Raw genomic sequence first — 13359 nt, forward strand, 5'->3', positions numbered from 1 at the left:
CCCCGCGCCCGCCAGCACGGCGCCGGCCACGGTGGTGTCCCGGCCCTCGGCTCCGGCCAGCAAGCCGCTGCCGCCGCCGCCGCCCTCGGCGCCCACGTTCACCGCGCGCGCGCCCGAGCCGCCGCGCCCGCCACCCACTGAGCAGGCGAGCAGTGCTTCGGGACCCATGTCCCGCGTGGTGGCCGCTGGCGCGAAGAAGAAGGTCGTGGTGAAGAAGTCCCGCTAGAGCCCGCCCACCGCGCCGCCGTTTCCGGCGGCGCGGGGGTGGAACAACCGGGGGTGCCACCATGGACGCCGAGCACAGGGCCGAGGGACAGGAAGGAATGCCGGGCACACCTGGGGAGAACGCAACGCCGTCCCAGCAGGAGGGCGCGTCCGAAGCGTCCCGGCCGGAGCATGGCGAGGGCGTGGCAGGGACCTCGCACGCGCAGGGCGCGGGTGGGGAAGTCATTTCGGAAGGCGCCTCTCAGGCGGGAGCGGGTGGCGACGCCGTGAGTGGAGCGCAAGCGGAAGCAAGCGGTGGAGCAGGTGACGCCCCTGGGGCCCCGGTGGAAGCCGGCGGCGGCACGGTGGACGCGTCCAGCGGTGGAACCGACGCGAGCACCGCGGCCGTGACGGGCTCCGAGTCCGGAACCGGCGGTGAGGCGACTGCCGCGGCCGCGACGAACCCGGATGCCGGTGCGGCCTCCGGAGCCGGCGGCGATGGGGCCTGGACGAACCCCGAGGCAGGCACGGGCGGCGCGGTGGAAGGTGCCTCCGCGACGAGCCCGGATGCGGGTGCGGCCTCCGGAACGACTGGCGAAACGGGCGCTCCGTCCGAGGCCGGCACGGGCTCCGAAGCCTCCGCGGAACAGGCGGGCCCGGGCCGCTACGTGGAGCTGCCGTCGGGCGGCGATGTGGCGGACGCCCCTGGCGAGCCGAAGGACGAGGCGCGCTCCGGCCCGGTGTCGGGCGTGGACGCAGCGCTCCTGAGCGCCGGCATCTGGGACGTGGCGAGCCGCGCGAGCCAGGAAGAAGCCCCCGGCCCGGATGGCGGTTCCGACAAAGCTGTGGCGACCCCGGACGAGGAGCCCCTCGCGGAGGCCGTGGAGCCCCGCGTGATGGGACAGGTGACGGCGATGGTGTTGCCGCTGGAGCGACTGGAGGAGGACACCACCTTCCGTCTGCGCGACGAAGGCGACGTGTCCGAGCTGGCCACGGACCTGGCGCGCCTGGGACAGCTGTTCCCGGTGGACGTGCGCCCGCGCGGCGAGGAGCGCTACCAGCTCATCTGCGGCTTCCGGCGCGTGGCGGCGCTGCGCTTCCTCAAGCGCGACCAGGTGCAGGTCCGCGTGCACGAGGAGCTGTCCGACGAGGACGCGCTGCTCTTGTCGCTGGCGGAGGCCATCCACGCCTCGCCGGTGGAGCACGACACGCTGGAGGCCAAGCGGGACTCGCTGGAGGCCGAAGGCCGGCTGACCGCGCCGGTGCGCGACATGCTGGAGAAGGCGCTCGCCACCGAGGAGACGCTGGCGCCGGAGGGCGTGGAAGAGGAGATCGACGCGGATGAGCTGGCGGCGGACGTCGCGCAGCGCATGGGCGCCCTCAACCAGGACCTGTCGCTGCTGGCGGACGTGTTCTCCTCGCTGGACGAATCCCGGCGCGCGGAGCTGCTGATGCAGGTCCGCTACTCGGCGGAGCTGGTGAAGTACCTGGAGGGTCTGTAGGCCATGGCGGAATCGCTCACTCGCGACCGCGCCCGGCTCCTGGAGGTGCTCACCCAGCGCTCCTTCGAGCGGCGGCGCGTGGTGCTCTCCTCCGGCAAGGAGTCGGACTTCTACATCGACTGCAAGCGCACCGCGCTGCTCGCCGAGGGCCACTACCTCATCGGCCGGCTGCTGCTGGAGGCCATCCGGCGCGACGCTCCGTCGGCGGTGGCCGCGGGTGGGCTGACGCTCGGCGCGGATCCGCTCGCGTCGGCGGTGAGCCTCACCAGCTTCCTGGAGGGCTCGCCGCTGCACGCCTTCATCGTGCGCAAGGAGCCCAAGGGCCACGGCACCGGCCAGTGGATTGAAGGTCTGGCCGCGCTGGGCCCCGGTGCGCCGGTGGCCATCGTGGAGGACGTGGTGACGACGGGCGCGTCCACGCTCAAGGCGATTGAGCGGGCGAAGCTGGAGGGCCTGACGGTGCTGGGCGCCTTCGCGCTGGTGGACCGGCTGGAAGGCGGACGCGAGGCCGTGGAGGCCTCCGGCCACCGCCTCACCACGTTGTTCACGCGCAAGGACTTCATCCCGTGAGAAGGCTGCTGGTGGCCGTGGTGCTGCTGGGCGTGCTGGGCGGTTGCGCCAACACGCCCCCCCTCGTCGGGGAGCCTGCTCCCACGCTGGATGATCCGAAGGCGGAGGCCGCGTACATGGCGGTGCTGGACCGGTACTCGGACCGCAAGGAGATCTACGACGGCTTCGACACGCGCATCTTCGCGGGGGCCACGCTGCAGACGCCCGTCTTCCGCGACGCCCGCGTCCGCCGCCGCGCGCTCTTCCAGACGCTGCCCGCGGCGAAGGTGGAGTCGCTGCTCGCCGAGGAACAGGCGGAGGCGGCGCAGTTCCACGAGTTCTTCCTGGGCGTGCACGTCAACGACTCGCGCTACGACGACTTCGCCAACCGCAACAGCATCTGGCGGATCGCGCTGGTGACGCCCGCGGGCGAGGTGACGCCCGTGGAGGTCCGCCGCATCGGCCGGGCGGACCTCAACGTGCGCGCCTACTACCCGTACACCACCCTCTTCTGGGTGGGCTACCGCGTGCGCTTCCCGCTCACCTTCTCCGGAGGCCAGCCCGTCATCCCCGAAGGCACCGACCAGGTGATGCTGCGCGTGGCCTCGTCGCTGGGCAGCGCGGAGCTCAAGGTGAAGGCCCACTGAACGAAGCAGCGGCCCGCGGCCTCAGGTCTGCTGGCCGTCCTTGAGCCACTTCGACGTCACCGGCATGGTGGGCCCCGAAATCAGGCGGTCCAGCAGCGCGTCCGGCGAAGGACTCACCGCGAAGGGCATCGCCTGGGTCTCCGGCACGAAGCCGGCCTCCACCATGCGCTGCACAAGCGCGAGCAGCGGTTGGAAGAAGCCATCCACGTCCAGAAGGCCCATGGGCTTGCGGTGCAGCCCCAGTTGGGCCCAGGTGACGATCTCGAACAGCTCGTCCAGGGTGCCGAAGCCGCCGGGCAGGGCAATGAAGGCGTCCGCGCGCTCGGCCATCAGCGCCTTGCGCGAGTGCATGGAGTCCACCCGGTGCATCTCCGTCAGGCGCGGGTGCCCCAGCTCCTTCGCGTCCATGAAGTGGGGCAGCACGCCCACGGCCCTGCCGCCGCCGGCGAGCACCGCGTCCGCCACCGCGCCCATCAACCCCACGCTGGCGCCGCCGTAGACGAGCGTCAGCCCCCGCCTTGCCATCGCGGCGCCCAGCTTCGTGGCCGCGTCGCGGTACTCGGGACGCACGCCCGAGCGGGAACCGCAGAAGATGCAGACGCTGCGCACGTTGACTTCGGCCATGTCAGAAACCTCCGTGCCGTTCGGGGTGGGATGCGACCAGGGCCAGGGCCGCGGCGATGAACAGCAGCACGGGGATGGCGCGCGCGTAGAACTTCCGGCCCTGGCGCAGGGCCATGCCGCACGGCAGGCCGAAGACGAACCCGCCCAGGTGCCCTGCCCAGCTCACGCCGGGCAGCAGGCTGATGACCGCCACCTGCACCAGCCAGAAGTACAGGTCCTTGCGGCCCTGTTGCGTGGCGATGGGCAGCATCGCGCCGCCCCAGCCGAGGATCATCCCGGAGGCGCCCACCGTCACGATGTTGAAGTTGAAGAAGAGCGCGAACGCGGAGCCGCCCAGCGCGGTGACGAGCGACAGCGCCAGGAACCGCAGACTGCCGATGCCGCGCTCCAGCGTCTGGCCCATCGTGAAGACGACGGACATGTTGAAGAACAGGTGCAGCGCGTTGCCGTGCTCGAACACCATGCCCAGCAGGCGCCAGTACTCGCCCGCGCGCACCGCCGGGCCGAAGAGCGCCAGCGGCGGCAGGTGTCCCACCGGCGTCCCGTCCGGCCCCACCAGCGTCTGGCCCAGGGAGCGGCCCAGGAAGAACATCGCCACCGCGCCGGCCATCAGCGCGTAGCAGACGTACGGGCGGGGCAGGGCGACCCGCGGCCCCGGAGGCGGCGGGCCGTCACCATCGCGGTGGCCCTGCGTGGGCCCCGGTTCGTCGCCCAGGCCAGTGGGGCCCGGGAGCTCATTCTGCGTGCGGCGCGGACTCGACATGGCGGCTCACAGCTCCCGGGACAGCACGGTGTCGCGCGTGCCCTGGTGCTCGTCGGTGTGGGGGTAGTCCAGGGTGTAGTGCAGGCCCCGGCTCTCCTTGCGACGGCTCGCGCAGTCCACGATGAGGTGCGCCACCTCCGCGATGTTACGCAGCTCGATGACGTCGCGGGTCACCTTGAAGCGCCAGTAGTAGTCGCGGATCTCCTCGCGCAACAGCTCCAGCCGCCGGCGCGCGCGCATCAGCCGCTTGTCCGTGCGCACGATGCCGACGTAGTTCCACATCAGGCGGCGGATCTCATCCCAGTTGTGGGCCACAACGACGCGCTCGTCGGAGTCCACCGCGCTGCCTGAGTCCCATGCGGGCGGCTCCTCCCTGGAGTGCGTCAGCGAGGCGATCTCCTCCGCCGCCACCTTCACCGCGCGGTGGCCGAACACCAGGCCCTCCAACAGCGAATTGGACGCGAGCCGGTTGGCGCCGTGCAGGCCCGTGGAGGACACCTCGCCAATGGCGTAGAGGCCCGGCACGTTGGTGCGCCCGTGCAGGTCCGTCACCACGCCGCCGCACTGGTAGTGCGCCGCGGGCACGACGGGGATGGGCTGCACGGCCATGTCGATGTTGAAGGCCTTGCACGTGGCGTAGATGTTGGGGAAGCGCTCGGTGACGTACGCGCGGCCCAGGTGCGTCATGTCCAGGTAGACGCAGTCGTTGCCCGTGCGCTTCAGCTCCGCGTCGATGGCGCGCGCCACCACGTCGCGCGGCGCCAGGTCCCTCATGGGGTGGTAGCGCTCCATGAAGGCCTGTCCGTCCTTGAGCCGCAGCTTGCCGCCCTCGCCGCGCAGGGCCTCGCTGATGAGGAAGCTCTTGGCCTCCGGGTGGAACAGGCAGGTGGGGTGGAACTGGTAGAACTCCATGTTCGCCACGCGCGCGCCCGCGCGGTACGCCATGGCCACGCCGTCCCCCGTCGCGACGTCCGGGTTGGACGTGTACAGGTACACCTTGCCCGCGCCGCCGGTGGCCAGCACCGTCACCTTGGAGAGGAAGCGCTCGATGGTGCCGTCCTCCAGCAGCGCGTACACGCCCACGCACCGGCTGGCGGAGGGCGAGTGCGGCTTCCTGTCCAGCATCAGGTCGATGGCGGCGGTGTTCTGGAAGAACGTGATGTTGGGGTGTTCGTCACACGCGGCCAGCATCGCGCGCTGCACCTCGCGGCCGGTGATGTCGCCCGCGTGGATGACCCGGCGGGCGGAGTGGCCACCCTCGCGCGTGAGGTCGAACTCGCCGCCGACCCGACGGTCGAACTCCGCGCCCAGGGCGACGAGCTGCCGCAGCCGCTCGGGGCCCTCGCGCACCGTGACCTCCACCGCGTCCCGGTGACACAGGCCCGCGCCCGCCACGAGGGTGTCCTCGATGTGGGCGTCGAACGTGTCGGTGGGGGCCAGCACGCCGGCGATGCCCCCCTGCGCGTAGGCGGTGTTGCCTTCGCCCCGCTCGCGCTTGGTGAGCACGGCGACGGTGCCATGCTGGGCCGCCTCCAGGGCGAACGACAGACCCGCCACGCCTCCGCCCAGGACCAGGAAATCAAACCGATGGGGCATGGCGAACAGCCTTAATGGCGGTAAGTGCTGGAAACAAGGCGTTTTCTTGAGGACTTTCCGGCCGTTGTCTAAGGTTTCGGCCGCCGCCATGCGTGTCCTCACCGTCCTTCTTGCCCTGCTGACCCTCGCCCCCACGGCGTCGTTCGCCGACGGCATCTACAGCTACGTGGAGAAGGACGGGACGATCGTCTACACGAACGTGCCCCCGGCGGGCTCGCGCAAGGCGCGCAAGCTGGCCGGCACCTTCTCGCCCGCGCCCGCCACCAGCGCTCCGGTGCGCGGCCGCGCGCGCACGCCGGAGGAGCTGGATCCGCACATCGCCAAGGCGGCGCTGCGCTACCGCATCCCGTCCGCGCTGGTGCGCGCCATCATGCACACGGAGAGCAACTTCAACCCGAACGCGCTCAGCCACAAGGGCGCCAGCGGGCTGATGCAGCTCATGCCGGCCACCGCGACGGACATGTACGTGAAGGACATCTTCGACTCGAAGGAGAACATCGAGGGCGGCGTGCGCTATCTGCGCGTGCTGGCCAACATGTTCGACGGCGACATGGTGAAGATGGTCGCCGCCTACAACGCCGGGCCTGAGGCCGTGAAGAAGTACGGAGGCCAGGTGCCTCCGTACGCGGAGACCCAGGCGTACGTGCGCAAGGTCGTCCAGCTCTACTACCACTACAAGGAGCGCGAGCGGCTCGCCCAGGCCGAGGCCAGCAGCCGTGAGCCCACACCCGAGAATGACGACGCGCACGAAGGGGACGAAGGAGCCGGGCCCCGCTGACGAGGAGTTCCTGCAGCAGCTCTACCGTGGAAGCGAGCTGCTGGGCGCCGGCAAGGTCATTGAAGCGAAGGACTTCCTGGAGCGTGCGCACCAGCTCCAGCCGCGTCACGAGAAGGCCCAGAACCTGCTGGGCCTGACCTATTTCAAGCTGGGCCTCTTCGACCGCGCCGCGGACCTGTACGAGATGCTCGTGCGGGACAACCCGGTGGACCCCACGTTGCGCGTCAACCTGGGGCTCGTCTACCTGAAGACGAACGCGCTCCAGCGCGCGGCGCGCGAGTTCGAGACCGCCACCGACCTGGCCCCGGATCACAAGAAGGCCCACAACTACCTGGGCCTGACCTTCGCCCAGATGGGCGAGTACGGCCGCGCGCGCGAGCACTTCCTGCTGTCCGGCAGCGATGCCATGGCGGAGAAGATGTCGCGCGCCATCGCTGGTGAAGGCTTCAGCCGCCCCGCCGCGCCCGCCCGTCCCCGCGACGCGGAAGGCGGCGAAGGGGAGGGCGCGTCCACCGCCTCCACCGGCTCCGGCGAGAACGACTGGGGCGCCCAGTTCGGCCTGGACGAAGCACCCCGGAAGACTCCCGCCACGGGCGCCCGGGAAAGCCGACCTCCCGTCGCGGCGACGCCGCCGCCGCGCCCCTCGGACGACGAGCTGCGCTTCGACGAGGACGAGGATCCAAGCCTCTCCGCCGGTTCAGCCGCCTCCGACTCCGACTCCGAACAGGCCCGGGCGCTGGTCGCGACGACGGACGCGTACGCCTCCGGGGAGGACGTGGAGGTCTCCGACGAGCTGCCCCCGACCCCGGTGTCGGAGGAGATTGAAGTCTCCGAGGAGCCTGTCACCACATTCGAGGAGACCTCCGCCGCGCTGGCCGCGAGCGAGCCCCCCGCGCCGGCCGCTGCCACGCCGTCCCCGGCCGCGAACACGAGCGGATCCGGACCCGGCGTGAACCCACCGGTGCTCACCGAGTGGGCGCCCACGGCGGTCCTGCCGGGTGCCTCCGCGGCCCAGCCCTTCGTGCAGGGGCCCGCGAGCGTCGCCGTGTCGGTGAACGGGGAACTGCTCACTCGTTTGGAGGGGCTCATCGCCGTGCAGGGACAGGTCGCCTTCCAGCCGGAGATGAAGCGCTTCCGGGGCCGGGCCACGGACAAGCCCTTCGGCGACGGCGTCCAGGCCATGGTGCGCGCCCGGGGTCAGGGCACGCTGCACCTGGAGCCGGCCGCCGGGCGGCAGTTGGTGGCGATGGTGCTGGACGATGAGTCCGTCTACCTGCGCGACGCGAGCGTCTTCGCCTTCGAGGAGCCGGTGGTGTTCGAGAACGGCCGCGTGCCGTCGGACCTGGCGCCGGACCTGGACCTCGTGCACCTGCGCGGGCAGGGGCGGGTGCTCTTGAGTCTGTCGGGGCCGCTGCGCTCGGTGCCGGTGACGATGGACGCGCCGGTGTCGGTGCCCCTGTCCCATCTGGTGGGCTGGCTGGGCAACCTCACTCCGCGTGTGGTGCCGCTGCTCCAGTCCGCTGCCGGGGAGACACTGCGCACGGCGGTGGAGTTGGGCGGTGAAGGTTTTGCCCTCATCGCACTCGGGGTCCGGTAGAAAGCGCGCCCATGGCCTCCTCGGACCGAGCTCTCCGGAAGCAGAAGAAGCGTGAGGAGCGGGCCCGCAAGCGCGCCTCCCGCCGTCCCAGCATCCTGGTGCAGGAGTTCTGGAACCTGCCCAACATGCTCACGTTGGGGCGCATCCTCATCATCCCCCTGTTCGTCTGGCTCACCTACGACGCGGATCCGCTCCACTCGCTGCTCGCGGGGCTGGTGTTCGCGGTGGCCTCCATCACCGACGTGGTGGACGGCTACCTGGCGCGCAAGTGGAACCTCATCACCGTCGTGGGCAAGTTCATGGACCCGTTGGCGGACAAGCTCATCGCCATGGCCGCCCTGGTGATGATGGTCCGCCTGGGCCGCATCGCCGCCTGGGTCGTCATCGTGCTGCTGGCGCGCGAGTTCATCGTCAGCGGCCTGCGCACCATCGCGGCCAGCGAGGGCATGGTCATCGCCGCCGGCCAGGAGGGGAAGTGGAAGACGTCCCTCCAGCTCGTGGGGATCATCTCCCTGTGCGTCCACTACGTGCACCCGCTGGACCTGGGCTTCCAGACCGTCACGGTCGACTACAACCAGGTCGGCAAGGTGCTCGTCTACCTGTCGGGCGCGTTCTCCGTGTGGAGCGCCGTCGTCTACTTCCGCGCGTTCCTGGCCATGCTCGCCCGGAGGGGAGGCGCGGATCCGGAGGCGGATGCGAAAAGTGTTTGACGGGTCCGAAGGCCCTCTGTATACCCCATCTCACTTCCGGCGCGGCACCGCCCGACGGAAAGCAGCAAGCGGTACGGCAGTCCTGATGCGGGAATAGCTCAGCGGTAGAGCATCGCCTTGCCAAGGCGAGGGTCGAGGGTTCAAATCCCTTTTCCCGCTCCAAAAAATAAAGGCCCTCTGGGAAACCAGGGGGCCTTTTTCTTTTCCAGGTGGTGCGCGCGCGAGGCCGGCGCGGCGCGATGCGGCGAGCGGCCGGACGGGCGTGTCCGCGAGCGCCCGGAAGTCCCGTTGCTCACCTCTTCCTCTTCGCATGATGTATGGATGGCCCTGCATGCTTCGCAACCTGCGTGAGCTCTACCAATACCGGGGCCTCCTGCTCAGCCTGACCCAACGGGAGCTCAAGGCGCGGTACCGGAACTCGGTGCTCGGCTTCCTGTGGACGTTCCTCAACCCGATGCTGCAGATGGGCGTCTACTCCCTGCTCTTCACCGTCTACATGCGGCAGAAGATCGAGGGGTACACCTACTTCGTGTTCGTGGGGCTCCTGCCGTGGATCTGGTTCTCCACGTCCCTGGGGGCCGGGGCCAGCTCCATCAGTGATCGGCGCGACCTGCTCACCAAGGTGCGCTTTCCCGCGCAGGTGCTGCCGGCCACCGTGGTGGTGACCAACCTCTGCAACTACGTGCTGTCCCTGCCCCTGATGATCGGGCTGGGGCTCATCCTGGGCTATGTGCCCACCTGGCACATCATCGCCTTCCCGGTGGTGCTGCTCACGCAGCTGAGCATGACGGTGGCGCTGGTCTACATCGTGTCCGCGTTGAACGTGACGTTCCGGGACCTGCAGCAGATCATCGCCAACCTCCTGACCATGTGGTTCTTCGTCACGCCCGTCTTCTACCGGGTGGACACGCTGCCGGACGCCGCGCAGGGCCCCCTCGTGCTGCTCAACCCGATGGCGGTGATGGTGACGTCCTACCAGTCCATCTTCTACGAGCACCGGCTTCCCAATCCAGGGCCGCTCCTCATGTGGATGGGCGTCTCCCTGGCGCTGCTCTGGGTGGCCGCCGGCATCTTCGAGCGTCGTCGCGAGGACTTCGCGGAGTTCATATGAGCAGCGACATCGCGTCGCCGGACGCCATCGTGCTGCGGAACGTGGTGAAGCGCTTCCGCAAGAGCACCATCCGGCGCGAATACACGACCATCAAGTCGGAGCTGATCCGCATGCTCCGGGGCAAGCGCGACGTGGACGGCAAGTCCATGATCGAAGCGCTCCGGGGCGTGGACCTCGTGGTGCCCCGCGGCAAGACGGTGGGCATCATCGGGCGCAACGGCTCCGGCAAGAGCACGCTGCTCAAGCTCATCTGCGGCATCTACACGCCGACGACGGGCACCATCGACATCCACGGGCGCATCAGCGCGCTCCTGGACCTGGGCGCGGGCTTCCACCCGGACTTCTCCGGCCGGGAGAACATCCTCATCAACGGCATCATCCTGGGGATGACGCGCGCGGAGGTGAAGGCCCGGATGGAGGAGATCATCACCTTCAGCGAGCTGGGTGACTTCATCGACGAGCCGGTGCGCACCTACTCCAGCGGCATGTACATGCGGCTGGCGTTCTCGGTGGCCACGCACGTGGAGCCGGACATCCTCATCATCGATGAGATCCTCGCCGTGGGCGACGAGCACTTCGGCAAGAAGAGCCTCGCGAAGATGACGGAGTTCAAGCGGGCCGGGAAGACCATCGTCATCGTCACCCACGACCTGGGGACGCTGGAGCGCTGGTGCGACCTGGGCGCGTGGATCGACGCGGGCCGCATCCGTGAGTTCGGTCCTCCCGCGGAGGTCATCAAGAGCTACAAGCGCGCGGTGGCGCTGGCCGAGGAGCGGGGCATGGCGATGGAGTCGCCCGCGCTGGCGTCCGACGGCGGGGCCCTGCCTTCGCTCGCGGCGCCGTCCGCCGCGCCTTCGCCGCTGGAGGTGGACTCGGTGGGGCTGCTGCGCCGGGACGGCACCGTGGCGGAGTGGGTGGACTCCGAGGACGGGGTGGAGCTGTGCGTGGGGTTCACCACGCGGACGCCTGCGCCTGGGCTGGGCTTCGGCCTGGAGCTGACGCGCGCGGACGGCGTGGTCGTCTACGGCACGGACACCTTCGTGGAGCGCGTGCCCTTCCGCTCGGAGACGCCGGGAAGCGGTTCGGTGCGCTTCGTCGTCGACCGGCTGGGGCTCACCGCGGGCCGCTATGCGTTCACGGTGACGGTGCGTGATGCGGCCGGGCAGGTGCTGCAGAAGCGCGAAGCGGCGTGTGCCTTCGAGGTCCGCTCCGGGGTCAAGGACGTGGGCGTCACGCGGCCGGTGCATCGCTGGGTGGTGGAGGGTGTCGGGGCGCGCGTGGCGCAGGTGCGAGACGTAGGCTCGTGAGCGGGCGGGATGCGGCAGGCCGGGGGGAGCCGGGCATCTGGCTGGGCATCGTGCTGTACCGGAACCCGACGCAGGAGCTGGAGCGACTGTGGACGTCGCTCCAGTGGAACCGTGACGCCGTGGGGGCGCCTGGCTTCCGCGTGACGTGGCTGGACAACTCGCCGGACGACTCGCTGCGCACGGTGGTGACGCGGCTGGATGCGCGGGCGGACTACCGCTACTCCGGCCAGAACCTGGGCTTCGGCGGCGCGCACAACCGGCTGATGGCGGAAGCCTTCGGGACGCCCGGGGTGCGTCACTACATCTGCGTGAACCCGGACGGGGTGTTGCACCCGTACTGCGTGCGCGAGCTGGTCCACGCGGCGGACCGGATGCCGGACACCGGCCTGGTGGAGGCGCGGTTGTTCCCGGATGAACACCCCAAACCCTATGATCCGGTGACGGGGAAGACGCCGTGGTGCAGTGGCTGCGTGCTGCTCGTCACGCGGAAGCTGCATGCCAGGGCGGGGGGCTTCGACGAGCGTTTCTTCATGTACTGCGAGGACGTGGACCTGTCGTGGCGGGCGCGGGCCCTGGGGCTGTCCGTCCGGGTGGCCCCGGCGGCGCGCGTGCACCACTACACCGTCACCCGGGAGGAGAGTCCGTTGCGCGAGCGGATGGTGCGCCGCAGCGCGGCCCTGCTGGGAGCGAAGTACGGGAACGCCACGTTCATGCGCGACCGCCTGCGGGAGTACTCCGCGCTGGGGGGCGAACCGTTCGCTCTGCCGGAGGTCGTGAACCCCGGGTGGCGCCTGTCGCGCATCGCCGAGTTCGGCCATCACCTCGAGTTCGCGAGGAGGCGCTGGTGAACGCCATGCCGGAGGAGGTCGCGACATCCGATGCGCCGGAGCGGCTGACCGCCTTCGTGCTGTCGCGCGTGCGGGCCGGGGCGGTGGTGTGCCTCGTGGGCGAGGCGAAGCCGCTGGCGGCGGCGCTGCGCGCCCACGGGTGTGACGTGCGGGAGCAGCCCGGACCGGCGTGGACGCGACCCGAGGGCACCGAGCCGTCCCACGTGGTGCTCACCGGCGACGCCGTGTCGCACGTGCTGACGGGCGGGCTGGAGGTGCTGCGGCAGGAGGCGCCGCGTGCGGAGGTGCTGTTCCACCTGCGCAACGCGGGCTCGGCCCGTGCACTGCTGGAGACGTGGCTGGGCACCGCGCCCGTGCGCGCCGGCATCTCCGAGCAGGGGATGCTGCGGCGGCTGTCCGACGCGGGCTATCGCATCGCCCACCGGGAAGTGCTGCCCGGCGCGTCGGGTTCCACCGCGCTGGCGGCGGACGCCGAACAGGCCCTGCGGGCGTTGCTGGCCCAGCTCTCCGTGTCCACGCAGGTGGAGGAGGGGCTCTACGCCATCGTCCCGGAGGCGCCGGCGCGGGTGCTTGAACAGGGGCTGCTCAGCGTCGTGCTGTTGCATGACCCGCGCGCCTCCGCCGCGATGTTGGACGAAGCGCTCTTCGCGCTGGCGTGTCAGGAGCAGCAGCCGCTGGAACTCCTCCTCGCGGCGCCGGAAGACAGTGACCTGTCCGCCGCCGAGGCGTCGCTGGAGCGCTACGCGAAGCTGGGAACGTTCCAGCCGCGCGTGGTGCGCGCTCCGGCGGGCGACCTGTACGCGGCGGCGCTCCGTCAGGCCCGGGGCCAGTACCTGGCGCTGCTGGATGCGCGGTGCCTGGTGTATCCGCGTCACTACGCGCACCTCGTCCAGGCGCTCCAGGGAAGCAGCGCGGCCTGGGCGGTGGCGCGGTCCTTCCGCACCGAGTGGGCGTCCAGCGCCGGGGCCATGCCGTACGTTCGCGCGAAGGTGCCGTTTCCGCTGGGGGAGCAGCTGGAGGTGCAGCACCTCACGCTTCACCCGGAGCTGGTCCATGTGCTGGTCATCGACCGGACGCGGATCGGTCCCTTCCCGCTGACCGGGGTGGGGCAGGGGGGAATCGG

The 13359-nt window shown here is 70.5% G+C and carries 13 protein-coding genes, 1 tRNA gene and 1 pseudogene; 12 read left to right on the forward strand and 3 right to left on the reverse strand.

Annotated features, from left to right (window positions below):
• The 4 genes and pseudogenes from D7X74_RS31430 to D7X74_RS31445 form a co-directional block, all read left to right on the forward strand.
• Nucleotides 1–226 (forward strand): annotated as a pseudogene (locus D7X74_RS31430) (polymer-forming cytoskeletal protein); the annotation flags it as partial.
• A gap of 322 nt (nt 227–548) precedes the next feature.
• The gene (locus tag D7X74_RS31435) at nt 549–1706 is read left to right on the forward strand and encodes a ParB/RepB/Spo0J family partition protein (protein ID WP_233602339.1); all 1158 of its coding nucleotides are present in this window, start codon (nt 549–551) and stop codon (nt 1704–1706) included.
• A gap of 3 nt (nt 1707–1709) precedes the next feature.
• Complete coding sequence (pyrE, locus tag D7X74_RS31440; RefSeq protein WP_120536706.1) at nt 1710–2276, forward strand: orotate phosphoribosyltransferase; 567 nt, start codon at nt 1710–1712, stop codon at nt 2274–2276.
• Nucleotides 2273–2902 carry a hypothetical protein gene (locus tag D7X74_RS31445; protein ID WP_120536707.1) on the forward strand — a complete coding sequence of 210 codons (630 nt, stop codon included), beginning with the start codon at nt 2273–2275 and terminating at the stop codon, nt 2900–2902. The genes pyrE and D7X74_RS31445 overlap by 4 nt, the downstream gene beginning before the upstream one ends.
• Before the next feature lie 21 nt (nt 2903–2923).
• Here D7X74_RS31445 and D7X74_RS31450 read toward each other — a convergent pair whose 3' ends face one another.
• The 3 genes from D7X74_RS31450 to nadB are packed head-to-tail and all read right to left on the reverse strand — an operon-like array spanning nt 2924 to nt 5885.
• A complete protein-coding gene (locus tag D7X74_RS31450; protein WP_120536708.1) occupies nt 2924–3526 on the reverse strand; it encodes a TIGR00730 family Rossman fold protein in 603 nt (200 codons plus the stop codon).
• A gap of 1 nt (nt 3527) precedes the next feature.
• Nucleotides 3528–4289, reverse strand: coding sequence for a rhomboid family intramembrane serine protease (locus D7X74_RS31455; RefSeq protein WP_120536709.1), 762 nt, complete (start codon nt 4287–4289; stop codon nt 3528–3530).
• A 6-nt stretch (nt 4290–4295) separates the two neighbouring features.
• Nucleotides 4296–5885 carry an L-aspartate oxidase gene (gene nadB, locus D7X74_RS31460; protein WP_120536710.1) on the reverse strand — a complete coding sequence of 530 codons (1590 nt, stop codon included), beginning with the start codon at nt 5883–5885 and terminating at the stop codon, nt 4296–4298.
• An 88-nt stretch (nt 5886–5973) separates the two neighbouring features.
• Here nadB and D7X74_RS31465 point away from each other — a divergent pair, with 88 nt between their 5' ends.
• The 8 genes from D7X74_RS31465 to D7X74_RS31500 all read left to right on the forward strand — a co-directional run.
• A complete protein-coding gene (locus D7X74_RS31465; protein ID WP_120536711.1) occupies nt 5974–6663 on the forward strand; it encodes a lytic transglycosylase domain-containing protein in 690 nt (229 codons plus the stop codon).
• Nucleotides 6620–8260: a tetratricopeptide repeat protein gene (locus D7X74_RS31470; RefSeq protein ID WP_120536712.1), complete on the forward strand. Its 1641-nt coding sequence runs from the start codon at nt 6620–6622 to the stop codon at nt 8258–8260. Before D7X74_RS31465 ends, D7X74_RS31470 begins: the two co-directional genes overlap by 44 nt.
• Before the next feature lie 11 nt (nt 8261–8271).
• Nucleotides 8272–8970 (forward strand): CDP-diacylglycerol--glycerol-3-phosphate 3-phosphatidyltransferase, encoded by a 699-nt coding sequence (gene pgsA, locus D7X74_RS31475; RefSeq protein ID WP_120536713.1) that lies wholly within the window; start codon nt 8272–8274, stop codon nt 8968–8970.
• Between the two features lie 87 nt (nt 8971–9057).
• A tRNA-Gly gene (locus D7X74_RS31480) sits at nt 9058–9132 on the forward strand.
• A gap of 169 nt (nt 9133–9301) precedes the next feature.
• On the forward strand, nt 9302–10081 hold the full coding sequence (locus D7X74_RS31485) for an ABC transporter permease (protein ID WP_158620237.1): 780 nt from the start codon (nt 9302–9304) through the stop codon (nt 10079–10081).
• The gene (locus D7X74_RS31490) at nt 10078–11388 is read left to right on the forward strand and encodes an ABC transporter ATP-binding protein (RefSeq protein ID WP_120536715.1); all 1311 of its coding nucleotides are present in this window, start codon (nt 10078–10080) and stop codon (nt 11386–11388) included. Before D7X74_RS31485 ends, D7X74_RS31490 begins: the two co-directional genes overlap by 4 nt.
• A complete protein-coding gene (locus tag D7X74_RS31495; protein WP_120536716.1) occupies nt 11385–12236 on the forward strand; it encodes a glycosyltransferase family 2 protein in 852 nt (283 codons plus the stop codon). Before D7X74_RS31490 ends, D7X74_RS31495 begins: the two co-directional genes overlap by 4 nt.
• Nucleotides 12233–13359, forward strand: a 1127-nt coding sequence (locus tag D7X74_RS31500) for a glycosyltransferase family A protein (protein ID WP_147446753.1), incomplete at its 3' end; no start/stop codon positions are given. The genes D7X74_RS31495 and D7X74_RS31500, both read left to right, overlap by 4 nt.

The sequence above is a fragment of the Corallococcus sp. CA047B genome, from assembly GCF_003612065.1.
Lineage (GTDB): Bacteria > Myxococcota > Myxococcia > Myxococcales > Myxococcaceae > Corallococcus > Corallococcus praedator.